The sequence below is a fragment of the Moorena sp. SIO3B2 genome (assembly GCF_010692525.1).
Classification (GTDB): domain Bacteria; phylum Cyanobacteriota; class Cyanobacteriia; order Cyanobacteriales; family Coleofasciculaceae; genus Moorena; species Moorena producens.
This window is the reverse complement of record NZ_JAAHHE010000007.1, coordinates 83707-98351: the sequence shown is the minus strand read 5'-3', so window position 1 is coordinate 98351 and position 14645 is coordinate 83707. Positions and strand designations below refer to the sequence as shown.

Here is a 14645-nt window from a genome sequence, read left to right as displayed (position 1 = left end):
ATAGAGCAATACCACCTAGCTTATTAGTTGTCAAGGTTACAGGAATGATGATGGATGGGGAAGAATTACTGAAGCGATATGCTGCTGGAGAACGGGACTTTCCAGAAGCTAATCTACAGGGAGTATCTCTGGCGGGAGTAAACCTGAGCCAAGCTAACCTACGACGTGCTAATCTCAGCCAGAGTTGTCTCAAGGGCGCTATTCTTAAAGGTGTCAATCTGCGAGAAGCGAATTTATCTGGTGCTAATCTACAGGGAAGTGACCTGTGTGAAGCCAACCTTATTGTTAGTAACCTGAGTCAGGCAAATCTAACTAAGGCTAACTTGAGTAATGCTAATCTACGCAGTTGCCGCCTGATTGGAGTCAACCTCAGTAAAGCTAATCTGAGTGAAGCAATTCTGAGTGAGGCAATTCTCCAGAATGCTAACTTGAGTCACGCAAAACTGATTAGCACATCCTTGAACCGAGCCAAGCTTTCCCAAGCCCTCTTGGACGGAGCGATTTTGGAGGGAGCATCCCTCAACAATTGTATTCTGATCGAAGCGAATCTGATTGGGGCAAATTTGTCCCATACCCTGCTCAGTGGAGCCAACTTGACTAAGGCCAATCTCAATCAAGCAGACTTGAGTGGTGCAATAGCAAGTGGCTGCACCATGAGAAACACTATCCTAACGGATGCGAATCTCAGAGGAGCAAGGATGAGTTGGACAATTCTCCATGGTGCTAATCTCACCAAGGCTAATTTATACCGAGCTAACCTGTGTTGGTCGAATCTTAGCGAGGCAATATTGATTGAAGCTGTTTTAATTGATGCTAATCTGAATCAGGCTAACCTGCGTGAAGCTAAACTTAGCAAAGCGATTATGCCAAGTGGCAGTCAGCATCAATAGTTGAACCCAGTTTTTGATCAGCCCTGGCTTGTTTCACACATCAAATCGAAACGCTATAGCAAAATTAACAACTGATATTATGTCTGGTTATAAATTACCACTTAATAATTACAAATAACCTGTTAATAATTAATTGTAAAATGTTACTAATTACCTTTTACAATTTACTAATTACCTGTTACCTGTTACCAATTACCAATTACCAATTACCAATTACCAATTACCAATTACCCTCAATCATTCCATTAATCAGCAAAGCTGTGCAACCCAAACCACTTATCCAGTAAAGGTCTTCAGCAGTAACAATTGTGCTAACTCGCAAAAGCCCTCAGATTCTTTAGCATAAGTGACATAGGCTGGCACGCATCTGCAACCAACTCGACAACATCCAGCCCTGGCCAGGGCATTAGACTCTGATTCGAGTGGAAAGTGTTCGACAATTCAAAAAGGGGAGGCAACACCGTCTGGAAAAGGAAACACGCTACTATGTTGCTTCTTACGCCCTTGTCTGCTGAGTCCTTTGCCCAGGGCATCCCTTGGATATTGGGGTGTAGAGAACAAGGTTGATTATGTGCGCTTCGGTTACTCAGGGTGAAGATGCTTCACGTATTCCCATGCATCAGTTACCTCAAATCTTTGCCGTTGCTCGTAACTTTGCTCTAAATATCTATCGTTCTCATGACTTTTCAAATATGGCTCAGGCTCAAAGACGGTGCCAGTTTGGACTAGACACACAAAGAGCGCATTTTCAGAAATGTTATAGCCCTGGAAACAAGCACTGTCTTTAACTAAGACTTTCAGCTAGTTTTGCGTTCACAACTCATTTAGAAACGCTATATCTGATCATTGTGTTGTTTTTTTAAATAAACTTTAACAAAAATTAACATAATGATCATGAATCACGTTTATCATGTGTATAAATAATACAAACACTAAATAAGTGAGGGCAATTCAAGGGAATCTGTTTGCAGAAGATGGCGAAGATGGGGAAGATGGGCAAGATGAAACTGGCGGAGATTTTAGTCATCGGTTGGAACCTCCGCAATTTTCCTGACCTCCTCTGACAAAATTTTATTTCTATGACAATGGGATGCACCTACTCAAATTACCCATGACTCATGACCCATTACCAATTCCTCATTACTAATTCTTCCCTAGCCATTACCTATTATTCAGGGGATTTATTTGTTGTAAATCTACCGAATAATTGGTATTTGCTATTAGTTGTCATGGAGTGCTCTACAGCTTTTTTAAAGCTTTCACAATTAATTGTTGGATTTAACGCCACAATGAAAAATTGACTTAAAGGGATTATAGAAATAGTTTTTTAGACATCCGAGGAAAAAGCTTTGCTGATCAACACTCCAAGATTCAACAAAACATCGGTTGAGCGATTAGTAAATTTTTGGTCAAATCGCTATGTACCCGATTTATCAATTATTGCTTCCAAAAATGGTGTTTTAAAGATTTATGATTTGCTAGAATTTGCTTCCAGAAAGGGGCGCAATAAAACGGTTACCAAGTTACAGCGTTTAATCCAGATTAACTGTGAGTGTGCGGGAATTAAAACAGATGCTATGTTCTCCTATATTCCTAATGTGGTTAATTTGACCGAGGCTAAGCGAATTGCTGAATTTGTTTGCTCCGTTTACGAAAAGGTACTGGAAATTTACCAAGAGCAATCACCGAATCCTAGTTTAATGGCAGCAATACGACTAGGGGAGACAATTAATTTCTTCACAGATTTCTCTAGCCCGTGGACAATGGTAGCGCTAGAGTTGCCAGCTATAGAAAAGCTAGCCACCTCTCTCGAACCTGTATTGCGGCAACTGCGGCAGCAACATATATCAGCAAAAGACCGTCGAGCCATTGGTTTTGTTACCACACAGTTTCACTTCAGCACTCAGTTAGTACTCAATCGGCTGACATTGCCAGAACAAATTTTGCTCAGTCCCTACTTTAAGTTTGTCGAGGAGCAAGTTTCTATCCCCTGGCAACGAATCTGTAATGCAGCGGCTTTGCATGATTTTAACTCACCTACCTTAGCCTTAGTGGAGCAACTCTTACCTGTTAGTCAGGATATTGCTCAGACTGTCTACCAACGCACAGAGGAATTGCACTCTGGTCATTTTAGCCGTCGGGGAGGGTTGGACGATCCAGGAATTAAGGCTTCGACTATCAGAGATTTAGAAATGTTCCAGGGTTACCTATGGCTATGTGCTTTGGAGGGGAATATGACATCAATAGAACAGGAACTGTTGCCGTTGTGTTTACTGGTATTTCCTAGCGTAGACGTAAGTTGGAAGCTGGCGGAAAAAATGTTGCAGTTGCTGGTGGATGAACTAAACGCTCGTATAGAGTCAGATCAGATGTACCTCTTGCTTCCTTATACTAAAGGACTGCTGGAGTTATTCTCTGACCTGGAGCAGAAGGCGTTATGATATCATCTAGCAGTCCTAAATCTTGGTGGCAGGAACAAACTTCGTCCCGGAAGCGGTCAGACTAGTGCAGGCAGGCAGAAATAATACCAATTCTTCAAAGTAGGACTACAGATGCAGATGGCCAGGGTGCATCTCATATTTGTAAAAAAGACGGGAAGTGTGGGGCCCGGGCGCGGGGCCCGGGCGCGGGAAGTCTGGAGATTTTATTAGAATTTTTGCCTAATTGCATGCATTAAGATGCACCCGATGGCCAGATGGGGAGATGGCCAGATGAAATTGATGTGTAGGTGTGTAAGCCCTAAGAATTGGTATAACTCCCCAGGCGGATCAGGTGGCTTACTGCAGAATAGGGCCAGATTTGACACTCCCCATGGCTAGAAGCCAGGGGATTCTCGGTTCAACGAGCCAACTTGCTCAACCAGGTCGGAACCAAGAAGAGTAGAGGTCGATTCTCCCCAAGCGTTTTGGAAAGTTCCCGTGTGCCCCACGGTACTCAAGGCTCTGGTTAGGATATTTTTGGCGGCGTTGTGGTCGCGATCTAACTGGCACCCACATTTACACACATGGGTTCGAGTTGATAATGACTTCTTAACCACTTCGCCACAACTAGAACAATTCTGGCTTGTATAGGCAGGATTTACTGCAACAGTTATCCGACCGAACTTTTGACCAAAATATTCTAGCCATTCCCGGAACTGGTACCAACCTGCATCGTTAATAGATTTAGCAAGACAATGATTTTTAACCAAGTTTTTGACCTTCAAATCTTCATAGGCGACCAGGTCGTTAGACCGGATTACGCAACGTGCCGGAGACGAAACCTTAGATAGTGGAGCCTTTATGGGTGTTCGGCTTTGCATAAAAGGGTTAAATCTTTTGTAATAAGGCTCCACTATCTTACGGTAACTTCTAACCAGTCTCTTGGCATGTTCTTCACGCTGCCTACTTATTTTAAGGTGTTGTCTGCCTAGTCTATTAATAGCTTTATTTCGGTTAGCAGAGCCTTTCTTTTTCCGAGAAACTCTACGTTGATAAAATATAGCGCGTTTTTCGCCTTTCCTGTAAAAACGGGGATTGGGTTCTGAGTAACCATCAGAGTCGGTATAAAACTCTTTTAGACCTACGTCCAACCCGACAGTGAAACCAGTAGCTTCTAACTGCTCTGAGCTATCTATTTTGACGCAGAACTGAACATAATAGCCATCAGCTTTTTGGACAATACGAACCCGTTTAATGAGTTTCTGTTCGCGTAGCGTCGGCTTTGCCGAATCGAAACGCCACAAGTCCCAGGTTCCTTTGAGTCTTAGTCTCCCAATCCCTTTCTTATCGGTGAACTTTATGGACTTCTTGTCTGGGGACAACTTCCATCCAGATTGCTTGTACTCGACTGACCTGGAGTGTTTCTTAAAACGAGGATACCCCTTCTTTCCGGGACTCTTTTTCTTGCAGTTGTCAAAGAAGCGCTTAATGGCACGTTCTACATTCTCTACAGAGGCTTGACAAGCATGGCTATTGAGGTCTTTAACAAACTTAAATTCATCTCTTAGCTGAGTGTTGTAGCGATAGAGCTCTTTTTTCCCTGCCCCGCGATTATCCATCCAGTACCGAAGCACTTTGTTCCGGACAAAGCGAGCTGTTCTAATAGCTTCATTTATTGCTAATTTTTGAGGCTCTTTTAGGACAGCCTTGAACTCCATAACCAACACTCTTTCATCACATCCTTAGTTTGCTATTTTACTTACTCTTATAGTCGGTACTTCGAAAGAAAAGTTCCCGGACAGTTAGGGAATAAATTCCCGTTCGGGCTAACCCCATGAATAGAATTCAGGGGCTTGCGCCCTCAGGGCTTTCGGTCAGTTTGAACCTAAAATCGCTAGCCTAATTTGTAGTAACCTTCTTTAGTTTCCTTATGGCTACCTTGCGCTTACATCTTCTCGGACCCAAACTAAGCAAGTGGATAATCATAGCATTATCCGCTGCTATACTCCCCTTATGTTTTGCTAGTGTGACCTTATCCCAATCCAGTGATAATGATAATCCCAATCCATTGGAACTGACTGCTCCTGATCCCCTCCTGCCTTCATTATCCCCAGACGAACCGCTCAACCCTTCCGAACGTTCTAGACTCAAGCAAGCGTTGGATGAACTGAATGCTGAAGCTGAAGCTGAATTCAAAGCTGGTAATCAATCCAAAGCCTTTGACATCTGGTATCGGGAAATCCGACTGCGGCGAGTGCTTGGGGATCCCGTGGCAGAAGTGCAAACCTTGGGCAGAGTAGGAGGAGTTGCCTGGAATGAAAACAATAAGCAGTCAGTGCAACTAATTACGGCACGGTTAGAAGAGATTCAGCAGGAAAATGAAGCAGAAGACTCGATCAATCTGCCACTGTTAAAAGCTTTGGGTAAGGCTTATGAACAGATTCGAGTGCCAGGACAAGCTTTGACAGTCTATGAGCAAATTCTCGCTGATGCTCGAAACCAGGGCGATATGGCAGCGGTTGAGGCTACCTTGAAGACCATGGGTGAATTGCACATGGCTTGGTTTGATTATCCCAAAGCAGCAGAAACCTATGAGGAATTACTGGCTCAAGTTCAGACCGATGTTCCTTTGGAACCGCTTCGCGAACGCATAAATGAAGAAGTGGCTTATTTACAAGAGCTAGCTTATATCTACGACCAAGACCAACAACCGGACCAGGCATTGCCCAAAAAGCAGCAATTAGTGGACATTTACCTAAATCAAGGTAATGATACCCAGATTCCAGCCCTGAAAATTGCGATCGCATCTGACTACAACAGCCTCAATCAACCAGAAAAAGCTCGTCAAACCTATCAGGAAGCCTATGCCTTAGCCTGGTCTCTACAGCAGTTTGCCCATGCTAGCGAAGCACTACAACCTCTAGCACAACTTTACCTTACCTCTAAGCAGCCAGAGTTTGCCTTGCAAGTTTATGAGGTTTTGCTGCAAGTTGAACAACAGTCCTATAATTACTATGGCTTGATGAATACTTACGACAACATTGGTCAAATTTATCTGGAGATGAACAATTATCCTCAAGCCTTAGCAGCATTTCAAAAGGGGCTAGACTTGGCTGAATCATTGCAGCATCGCGAAGCTTATTTTGTCAATAAAATTCAGTTAGTCAATCGGCAAAATTTGTAGTATAATTTTATTTCGATAGTTTAACAACTAACGACTATAGCCCAGGGAATCGGGAATCGGGAATCGGGAATCGGGAATCGGGAATCGGTACTTGTGTATCAAGTAGTTATCGATGAAGTTGGTATTTTGATACCAATGCTGGAAATTAGGACTAAAGATCAATTTCATATCCCTATCTCCCCATTTCCCTATCTTCCCATTTCCCTATCTTCCCATCTCCGGAGCTAGACAACCGCTTCACTCCTCACCGTTATCTGAATCATCAGAGTCGCTCAACAAATACAACAATGCACAAATAGCAGCAACAATACCTAACAATGGAGATTCAGTAGAGAGGGTTAGAACTAGTAACACAATTTCCAGAAGGGTTTGGAAGTTTTCGAGATTGTTCATGAAAATTGTTTCAGGTCAACTACAATTTCATCAAACCCTGGGGCTAAAGCAGTTCAAACCTTGGAAGCTGTTGAGCTGACGTGAGTTATGGCCAACTTATAATTCATTGCCGACTTGTACCTGAGTTGTACCTGAGTTGGGCTGAGTGACTATAAAAGATAGTTATAGTTTGAGTAGTTCATCGAACCGACAACTATGTCTCGCTCACTCAGAGTTCATCCAGAGTATATTGACCAGGTTAAATTAGCCCTTAAGCGCAACGGTTATCCTCGCCAGAAAGACTTAGCTGAGGAATTGGAGATATCTCTATCAACCCTCAATAATTATCTCAATGGCCGACCTGTCGATAACCTGAATTTTCAAGAAATTAGTGAAAAATTGGGACAAGACTGGAAAGCGATCGCTCTTCTAGATCAAGAAAGCACACCAAGCAATAGCAATGTTAATCCAGATCCGTGGAAACCGGATTTAGATCAGGACGAGTCTATCCCTGACGTTGACTATTATGTTGAACGTCCTCCCATTGAAACCACTTGTTATCAAACACTTTTACGTCCCGGTGCCTTGGTGAGAATTAAAGCACCAAGTCTAATGGGGAAGACCTTACTGATAGCTAGAGTGCTGAGAAAGTTGGTTGCCCAGCAGGGCTATCAAACTGTGTATATTAACCTGCACCTGGCTAACCACGCTGACCTTGCCAATCTTAATTCATTACTCAAGTGGTTTAGCTTCTGTGTTAGTGAGAGTTTAGGATTAGCTAATCGATTAGCTGATTACTGGTACGAAGGATTATCGACTAGTAAAATGGCTTGTACCAACTACTTTGAACGGTATTTGCTAAGGCAGGTTAACAGGCCAGTAGTCCTATGTTTGGATGAAGTTGACCGAGTTTTTCCTCACCGTGATGTGGCATCGGACTTTTTAGGAATGCTAAGGGCTTGGCATGAGAAAGCCAAGATGGGTAAACGTTTAGAACGCCTCCGATTAGTGGTAGTTCATTCCACAGAAGTTTATATTCCCCTGAACCTTAACGAATCCCCGTTTAATGTTGGTGTTCCGATTGAGTTACCGGAATTGACCCAAGAGCAAATTATTGAATTAGCCCAACAATACCAACTTGATTGTACAGCATCTGAGGTTGAGCAATTGCAGGGGTTAGTAGGGGGACATCCCTATTTAATTGGCGAATGCTTTAACCATCTCAAATTTAATGGTACTGGTTACCTTGAGCAAGTATTAAACAATGCTGCCACCGAAGCTGGGATTTATCGCAATCATCTACGACACCTCTGGCAGATGCTACAGCAACATCAAGCTTTGGCTGATGCCTTTAAAGATGTGATTGAAGCCAGTTGTCCGATTCCCTTAGAATCCCGATCAGCTTACAAACTACACAGTATGGGATTAGTGAATTTACAAGGACATCAAGTCACTCTCCGTTGTCAGTTGTATCGGGAGTATTTTCAAGCGCGATTCCAGGAGACCCAATGATGGAAACCCAGACTATGCAAATCTATCAAGTAGGCGGCGCATTACCCCTTAATGCTAGCAGTTATGTCAAACGTCAGGCCGATGAGGAGTTGTATCAATACCTAAAAGCAGGGGAATTTTGTTATGTCTTAAATTCCCGTCAGATGGGCAAATCTTCCTTGAAAGTTCAAACCATAAAACGGTTGCAACAAGAAGACATTGTTTGTGCTTCTATTGATATTACCATGCTGGGATCGCAACAGATTCCTCCACGGGAATGGTATGGCGGTTTGATTAGTGGGTTGGTGTCTGAGTTAGAACTCTACGACAGGTTTGATGAATACCATTGGCTTCAACAACACCAAAAGATTTCTCCGGTGCAGTGCTTTGGTAAGTTTCTCAAAGAGGTATTGTTTGAATATATTGCTCAACCAATTGTTATTTTTATTGATGAAATCGATAGCGTTCTGCAATTAAGCTTCAAAGATGACTTCTTTGCCCTAATTCGAGCTTGTTACAACAAACGGGCGGAAAATTCTGCTTATAATCGCCTTAGTTTTGTGCTGTTGGGGGTGGCTACACCGGGGGATTTGATTGGATATAAAGACCGAACCCCTTTTAATATTGGACGGGCGGTGGAGTTACATGGCTTTCAAAGAGATGAAGTTGAGCCGTTAGTCAGGGGATTGGAGGGAAAGGTCAGCAACCCCCAGGCTGTTATAGAGGAGATATTAGACTGGACAGGAGGACAGCCCTTTCTTACCCAAAAGCTCTGTAAATTGGTTTGTGATGATGGCAGTGCCATACCCACTGGTGCTGAAGGTGAGTGGATTGAGAAATTGGTGCGATCGCATGTGATCTCCAACTGGGAAGCTACCGATGAGCCAGAACATTTGAAGACCATACGCGACCGCATCTTGAGTAATGAGCAACGCTCTGCCTACTTGTTGGAATTGTATCAGCAGGTGTGGCAACAGGGGGAAGTTGTTGCTAATAACAGTTTAGAGGAAGGCAAGTTACAGTTATCTGGATTAGTGGTAAAGCAGAGAGTTGGAGCTTTTCCAGTTCTTAAAGTATATAACCGTATTTACCATCAAGTCTTTAATCAAGACTGGATTGAGCAAGAATTAGCTGCATTACGTCCCTATTCGGAAGGGTTTAGGGCTTGGGTGGCGTCGGGATTTCAGGATGAATCGCTGTTGTTGCGGGGGAAGGCTCTCAAGGATGCTCAGGCTTGGGCGAAAAGAAAGAATTTAAGTTATTTGGATCAGCAGTTTTTGGCGGCCAGTGAAAAGAAGGGGATTGAGGAGCAAATTGCTCAAGAGAAGCTGGAAGCGGAATTAGACAGAGAGAGGAAGGATCGGGCAGCGACCCAGAAGAGAAATCAGGTACTAACTGAGGCGAATCGGAAGGCTCAACGGCGGATTCAGATTGGCGCTGTGGTGCTAAGTATAGCTGTGTTGGGAGCAATTGTTTCAGGATTAGTGGCAAGAAAGGAAATGATCAAATTACAAAAAACTAAAGCTGATTATGAAATACTCAAAGAAGATATCGAACCCCTTAATCGCCTTTCTGAACTTGCCGAAGAACTCCAAAACAACGGGCTGTCTTCTGAAGCACAAGAGGCATGGCGTCAAGCCAGTCAGTCTACTAAAATCCTAGAAAACAAACGCCATCTCAAGCAAGCCATGCTCCTAGCTTCGATTTCTTTAGCAAATCAGCAACTTAGCCAGAAGTACCAAGAATTTGAACAGGATAGTAAAGCAACCGAACGGTGGAATGAGGCTAGGCAAAGGATTAAACAGATAAAGGAAAAAAATCTCTTACCCTCACAACCAAATCTAGATGTCCCCGAAGAATGGGCAATTTATGTTCATGTCAAAAGAGTCCAGGGGAGTAGGCTGAGGAAAGAAGGGAAGATAGAGGAAGCATTAAAAGTTTACAAGGAAGCCTTTGATAGACTTGATACTGCTTGGAAAAAGTTTCCAAACGTTGATCTCGATACAGAAATTCCTATACCTAGCTTTCTTCCTCAACAACAGTCAATACTTTCAACGAATGCCGTAGAAAATTTTCATCGAGAATACATTTATTTACTATCTGAAAACGGTCAAGACTATCAAATGGTCAAAAACTCTCTTTTCAATCACTTCCTAGCTGAAATTCACTTCTTTATGAAGTCTGCAAACTGGAAAGATGCTGACCTAAAAAATGTTCGTATCATGCTTTACATCGCTGATCGAGAAAAAGAAGGTTGGCTCGATCGCCCAGATATCAAAAACTTCTCCTGCCAAAAGCTACGTACTCTTAACACGCTTTGGGTCAAACACTCAGATGGCAAGTTTGGCTTCAGTGTACAAAAGCAGATCTTGGACAAAATTATTGCTGAGCGTGGCTTACCCAAGGGAGAGTATGATAAATTATTAGATGAAACATGGTACGAGTGGTGGGAAAAAGTCAACTGGTTTGCAGAAATTTTCAACAAAAACAAAGCCGAGGAAGGTCACTTACCCTTGGCACCGTGGAACACCAAGGATAATCGTACTGCGACTTTCCGGGGAGGAGACCCCCCAGTGACTCCTTGGCGCAAGTCTTTTCTGAGTGTTCTATTCTCCCGTTGCGACTGGTAGACTTTAACATCCTGTAGCTAACCGCTCAAACTATAACCTTAAAATTATCAATTTTAAGGTTATCTTGGCGGTCATTTACTTACTAATTATCCCATTCTTCCGAATCATCAATCATACCGGGATTAATTAGGGTAATATCATACTCATCCATTTGATCTACTGGATCAGTTGGGGTATTCTCTCGCTTGAGTAGATAATATTTAGCACTGACCTTAGGCGCAAAAATTACCTCATCTTCATCTTCGAGATCATGGGCTTGAAGCTTACGACCATTGATTAAAATGCCATTGGAACTAGCCTTACCTTTGAGGTTACCATCAAAAATTCGGTAGTAGGGACTACCATCAGAACGTCTACGCCTTACTAAGGTGGCATGTCGGCGAGACACAAACTTTGAAAACAGGCGGATATCAGACTCTGGATCTCTACCGATAGAATATACCTCCTCTTCCAAAGGAATCTGCTTGCTTCCCTTGTCATCCTCAATAATCAATAAATGGTTGTGGTCAGATTGTGTAGCCATGAATCGCTCGTGATCAAAAGGGTAATTGGTTGAGAACAATGCTCTTATTTACTTACATTGACACAGCTCTCAACCAGCTTGCGACTGACTTAGGAATTGCACAGTAATAAGTTTACCATTTGTGCATACTAATTCAGAGGTGTAACTCTTGCTGCTCAAGGAATGGCGTTATTAAATCCTTGTTTCAACTAACCTGTAATAGGTAAGTTATTTTTGCGCGATTCCTTAGGTACTGATTTACCTAGAAAACTCTCCTGATTGCTGAGCATTATCTGATTATCCCTTGAATCAATAAAAGTAAACTACCAGACGCGAAGCTTACCCTATGGCGGTGGCTTCCGACGACCCAGGATACTGTAGCCTTCTGAAACCTTGCTGCTCTGATGGTCTATTATAGGTATTCAACTGGACTTGATCTAATTCCGTAAACGGGTTAGCAGCAGTGAATTTGTGACAACACTGATTGAGCTGAAAGCCATGAAGGCACCAGCAGCAGCAGGAGAAAGTACCATGCCAAATCCTGGTAGTAGCCCACCAGCGGCAATGGGAATACCCAATATATTGTAACCGAATGCCCAAAACAGATTCTGGCGGATTTTGTTGAAGGTGGCTCGTGATAGATCTATGGACTTGACCACATCGAGCAAGTTATTTGTGATCAGAATAATTCCTGCTGTTTCCGCTGCCACATCGGTTCCCCCATGCAAGGCAATCCCAACATCAGCTTGTGCTAGAGCTGGACTATCATTGATGCCATCTCCCACCATAGCCACACAGTTTCCCTGGTCTTGAAGGTTTGCGATCGCATTAGCTTTGCCATCGGGAAGCACCCCAGCAATAACATCCTCTGGCTCTATTGACAAAGTTTTGGCCACAGCAGCCGCCACTTCGGGTCTGTCACCAGTTAGCATCATCACCCGCAATCCCTGGTCTTTGAGGTGTTCTACTGTTTGTTTAGCCTCGACTCTCGGAACATCATTCACAGCAATTAACCCAACTAGTAGCCCATCAACGGCTACGTAAACTACTGTTTTCCCCCCATCTGCCAAAGCCTTGACTTCAGCTTGAGCAGTATCACTGATGGTAACACCCTGCTTACTCAACCAGTCTGCACTGCCAAGCACTACCCGTTGGTTTTCTACTAAAGCTGATAGTCCCAATCCTGGTTCTGTGTAAAAATCTTGAGCCCCTAACATCGGTAACTGTTGCTGTTGAGCTTCGGTAAGAATTGCGCTACCTAAGGGATGGGATGTGCCACTTTCTGCTGCTGCTGCCAGTTGCAGCAATTGGCTAGCAGAAGATAGAGCAATGGTTTTCGTACCAATAGCGCTCTGTTGGTCATTCTCTGTCTCAGGTTGAATCAGCAGGCAATCGGTAACCGTAGGTTGACCCTGAGTTAGGGTACCAGTTTTGTCAAAAACCACAGTATCCAGCCGATGCACCTGTTCTAAAATGTCACCACCTTTGATTAATAAACCCCGCTTTGCCCCCAGGCTGGTACCGACTAGAATGGCGGTAGGTGTGGCTAGACCCAAGGCACAGGGACAAGCAATCACTAAAACTGCGATCGCTAATTTCAAACTCAACAGTAATGGAGAAGCCGCCATGGTTGACCAGACCTCTGGCCAGATTTTAGTCCCAGCCACGTACCAAAATAGGAAGGTTAAAAATGCGATCGCCATCACCCCGTAGGTAAAATACCCTGCTACCAAATCCGCTAACTGCTGTACTGGCGCTTTCCGAGTTTGCGCTTCCTCCACTAGTGCTACAATTTGTGCCAGAGTAGTTTCCCTACCAGTACGGATTGCCTTTACCACCAGCACTCCCGATTGATTCAATGTACCACCAGTAACCATGTCCCCTGGTTGCTTCAATACTGGTCGGGATTCCCCCGTCAGCATTGACTCATCAATCGATGACACTCCCGTAATCACTTCCCCATCTACAGGAACTTTTTCCCCAGGTAATATCCTTAAGCATTCTCCCACCCGGACTTGCTCCACAGGAATTTCGATACCCGTTTGATCACCTTCTGTACTGTCTAATGTTCCAATCAAACGGGCGACCTGAGGCTGTAGGGATAGCAAAGACTCAAAATCAGCAGTAGCTTGATATCTTGCTCCTTGCTCTAAGGTCCGACCTAAGAGAATAAAACCCAGCAACATCACTGGCTCATCAAAGAAACATTCCCATCCCAGGTTAGGGAATAGTAATGCCACACAGCTAGTGGTGTAAGCCGTCACTGCCCCCAGTCCGATCAACGTATTCATATTGGGAGCACCGTGCCACAAACCGCGCCCACCCTCCACTATAATAGAGCGTCCAGGTAATAATAGCGCTAGAGTTGCCAGTCCCCAATGGAACCACAAAGTACTCAATACTGGCAGCATTGGTCCATGGAACCAATGACCGATATGTCCGACTGTAGAGAAGACAATCAGGACAGCAGCAATCACTAGTTGCTGGCGGTATGCTCTAGCTTCTTGCTGATGTCTCTGGGCTGGTGTTAACCTATCCTGGCTCTTAGTTCCCTGTTCAGTTTCAGGTAAACGGGGTTGACTAGGAAACCCTTTTGATGTAAGCAGCTCAGCTAAGACAGTTGGTTCCACCTCACCAGCTTGATACTCGACCACAGCTACCCCAGTTACCAGATTGACACAGGCTTTCGATACTCCAGGGTTACTGCTCAGTTGCCGTTCCACCACACCAACACAACCAGCACATTTCATGCCAGTTACATCTAATGTGATCGTTTCTACAGGCAAAGCTGGTTGGGTTAAGGTAGTCTTGGGATAAGTTGGGATAGATTTTGGCATAGATTTAGTGAACAGCTTCAGGAATAGTGGCAAAGCCTAGAGGATTAAGAGCAACATATTCCTCTAATTTCCAGCTTAAGCTAAGAGCTGCTCAACTAGGCTACAGTGGGTATTATTAATGGTTATCATTATTTTATTTTTTATGTTAATCACGACAGCAGAACACTTGGAAAAAAAGCTCCGTCAGCTTAGATAATCGAGATAGCACTAACTTAAGGGTTTCGACAAGTTTTGGAGGTATGAATAGTGTAGAAAAAAAAGCCCCAAATCAATGAGCTTTGCCAGCAGCTTAGTCAATAGAATTGCGATTGCAATTTCC

11 protein-coding genes are annotated in these 14645 nt (G+C 43.7%); 6 read left to right on the top strand and 5 right to left on the bottom strand.

Going from position 1 to position 14645, the window contains the following annotated elements:
- The first annotated feature begins 44 nt into the window (after positions 1-44).
- The 3 genes from F6K38_RS03130 to F6K38_RS03120 all read left to right on the top strand — a co-directional run bounded on the left by F6K38_RS03130 (position 45) and on the right by F6K38_RS03120 (position 3331).
- Positions 45-890, top strand: a complete 846-nt coding sequence (locus F6K38_RS03130) for a pentapeptide repeat-containing protein (protein ID WP_008188357.1) — start codon at positions 45-47, stop codon at positions 888-890.
- Positions 891-1459: 569 nt separating this feature from the next.
- Positions 1460-1678 (top strand): hypothetical protein, encoded by a 219-nt coding sequence (locus tag F6K38_RS03125; protein ID WP_131827195.1) that lies wholly within the window; start codon positions 1460-1462, stop codon positions 1676-1678.
- Positions 1679-2239: 561 nt separating this feature from the next.
- Positions 2240-3331: a hypothetical protein gene (locus F6K38_RS03120; RefSeq protein WP_008188351.1), complete on the top strand. Its 1092-nt coding sequence runs from the start codon at positions 2240-2242 to the stop codon at positions 3329-3331.
- A gap of 374 nt (positions 3332-3705) precedes the next feature.
- Here F6K38_RS03120 and F6K38_RS03115 read toward each other — a convergent pair whose 3' ends face one another.
- The gene (locus F6K38_RS03115) at positions 3706-5028 is read right to left on the bottom strand and encodes an RNA-guided endonuclease InsQ/TnpB family protein (RefSeq protein WP_502709562.1); all 1323 of its coding nucleotides are present in this window, start codon (positions 5026-5028) and stop codon (positions 3706-3708) included.
- A 308-nt stretch (positions 5029-5336) separates the two neighbouring features.
- Between F6K38_RS03115 and F6K38_RS03110 the strand changes: the two genes are divergently transcribed.
- Positions 5337-6494, top strand: a complete 1158-nt coding sequence (locus tag F6K38_RS03110) for a tetratricopeptide repeat protein (RefSeq protein ID WP_287356048.1) — start codon at positions 5337-5339, stop codon at positions 6492-6494.
- Positions 6495-6521: 27 nt separating this feature from the next.
- Here F6K38_RS03110 and F6K38_RS03105 read toward each other — a convergent pair whose 3' ends face one another.
- Together F6K38_RS03105 and F6K38_RS03100 are read right to left on the bottom strand one after the other, a co-directional pair.
- Complete coding sequence (locus F6K38_RS03105; RefSeq protein WP_287356047.1) at positions 6522-6662, bottom strand: hypothetical protein; 141 nt, start codon at positions 6660-6662, stop codon at positions 6522-6524.
- Between the two features lie 69 nt (positions 6663-6731).
- Complete coding sequence (locus F6K38_RS03100) at positions 6732-6887, bottom strand: hypothetical protein (RefSeq protein ID WP_287356045.1); 156 nt, start codon at positions 6885-6887, stop codon at positions 6732-6734.
- A 195-nt stretch (positions 6888-7082) separates the two neighbouring features.
- Here F6K38_RS03100 and F6K38_RS03095 point away from each other — a divergent pair, with 195 nt between their 5' ends.
- The gene (locus F6K38_RS03095) at positions 7083-8378 is read left to right on the top strand and encodes an AAA-like domain-containing protein (RefSeq protein WP_287356043.1); all 1296 of its coding nucleotides are present in this window, start codon (positions 7083-7085) and stop codon (positions 8376-8378) included.
- The gene (locus tag F6K38_RS03090; protein WP_287253676.1) at positions 8375-10987 is read left to right on the top strand and encodes an AAA-like domain-containing protein; all 2613 of its coding nucleotides are present in this window, start codon (positions 8375-8377) and stop codon (positions 10985-10987) included. The genes F6K38_RS03095 and F6K38_RS03090 overlap by 4 nt, the downstream gene beginning before the upstream one ends.
- A gap of 82 nt (positions 10988-11069) precedes the next feature.
- Here F6K38_RS03090 and F6K38_RS03085 read toward each other — a convergent pair whose 3' ends face one another.
- Together F6K38_RS03085 and F6K38_RS03080 are read right to left on the bottom strand one after the other, a co-directional pair.
- On the bottom strand, positions 11070-11510 hold the full coding sequence (locus F6K38_RS03085) for an FHA domain-containing protein (RefSeq protein ID WP_008188331.1): 441 nt from the start codon (positions 11508-11510) through the stop codon (positions 11070-11072).
- A gap of 416 nt (positions 11511-11926) precedes the next feature.
- Complete coding sequence (locus tag F6K38_RS03080; protein ID WP_287265136.1) at positions 11927-14326, bottom strand: heavy metal translocating P-type ATPase; 2400 nt, start codon at positions 14324-14326, stop codon at positions 11927-11929.
- Positions 14327-14645: the final 319 nt, after the last annotated feature.

Coding starts and splice junctions, on each gene's coding strand:
- F6K38_RS03130 (WP_008188357.1), top strand. CDS start 45: ATGATGATGGATGGGGAAGAATTACTGAAGCGATATGCTGCTGGAGAA.
- F6K38_RS03125 (WP_131827195.1), top strand. CDS start 1,460: ATGTGCGCTTCGGTTACTCAGGGTGAAGATGCTTCACGTATTCCCATG.
- F6K38_RS03115 (WP_502709562.1), bottom strand. CDS start 5,028: ATGGAGTTCAAGGCTGTCCTAAAAGAGCCTCAAAAATTAGCAATAAAT.
- F6K38_RS03105 (WP_287356047.1), bottom strand. CDS start 6,662: ATGAAATTGATCTTTAGTCCTAATTTCCAGCATTGGTATCAAAATACC.
- F6K38_RS03100 (WP_287356045.1), bottom strand. CDS start 6,887: ATGAACAATCTCGAAAACTTCCAAACCCTTCTGGAAATTGTGTTACTA.
- F6K38_RS03095 (WP_287356043.1), top strand. CDS start 7,083: ATGTCTCGCTCACTCAGAGTTCATCCAGAGTATATTGACCAGGTTAAA.
- F6K38_RS03090 (WP_287253676.1), top strand. CDS start 8,375: ATGATGGAAACCCAGACTATGCAAATCTATCAAGTAGGCGGCGCATTA.
- F6K38_RS03085 (WP_008188331.1), bottom strand. CDS start 11,510: ATGGCTACACAATCTGACCACAACCATTTATTGATTATTGAGGATGAC.
- F6K38_RS03080 (WP_287265136.1), bottom strand. CDS start 14,326: ATGCCAAAATCTATCCCAACTTATCCCAAGACTACCTTAACCCAACCA.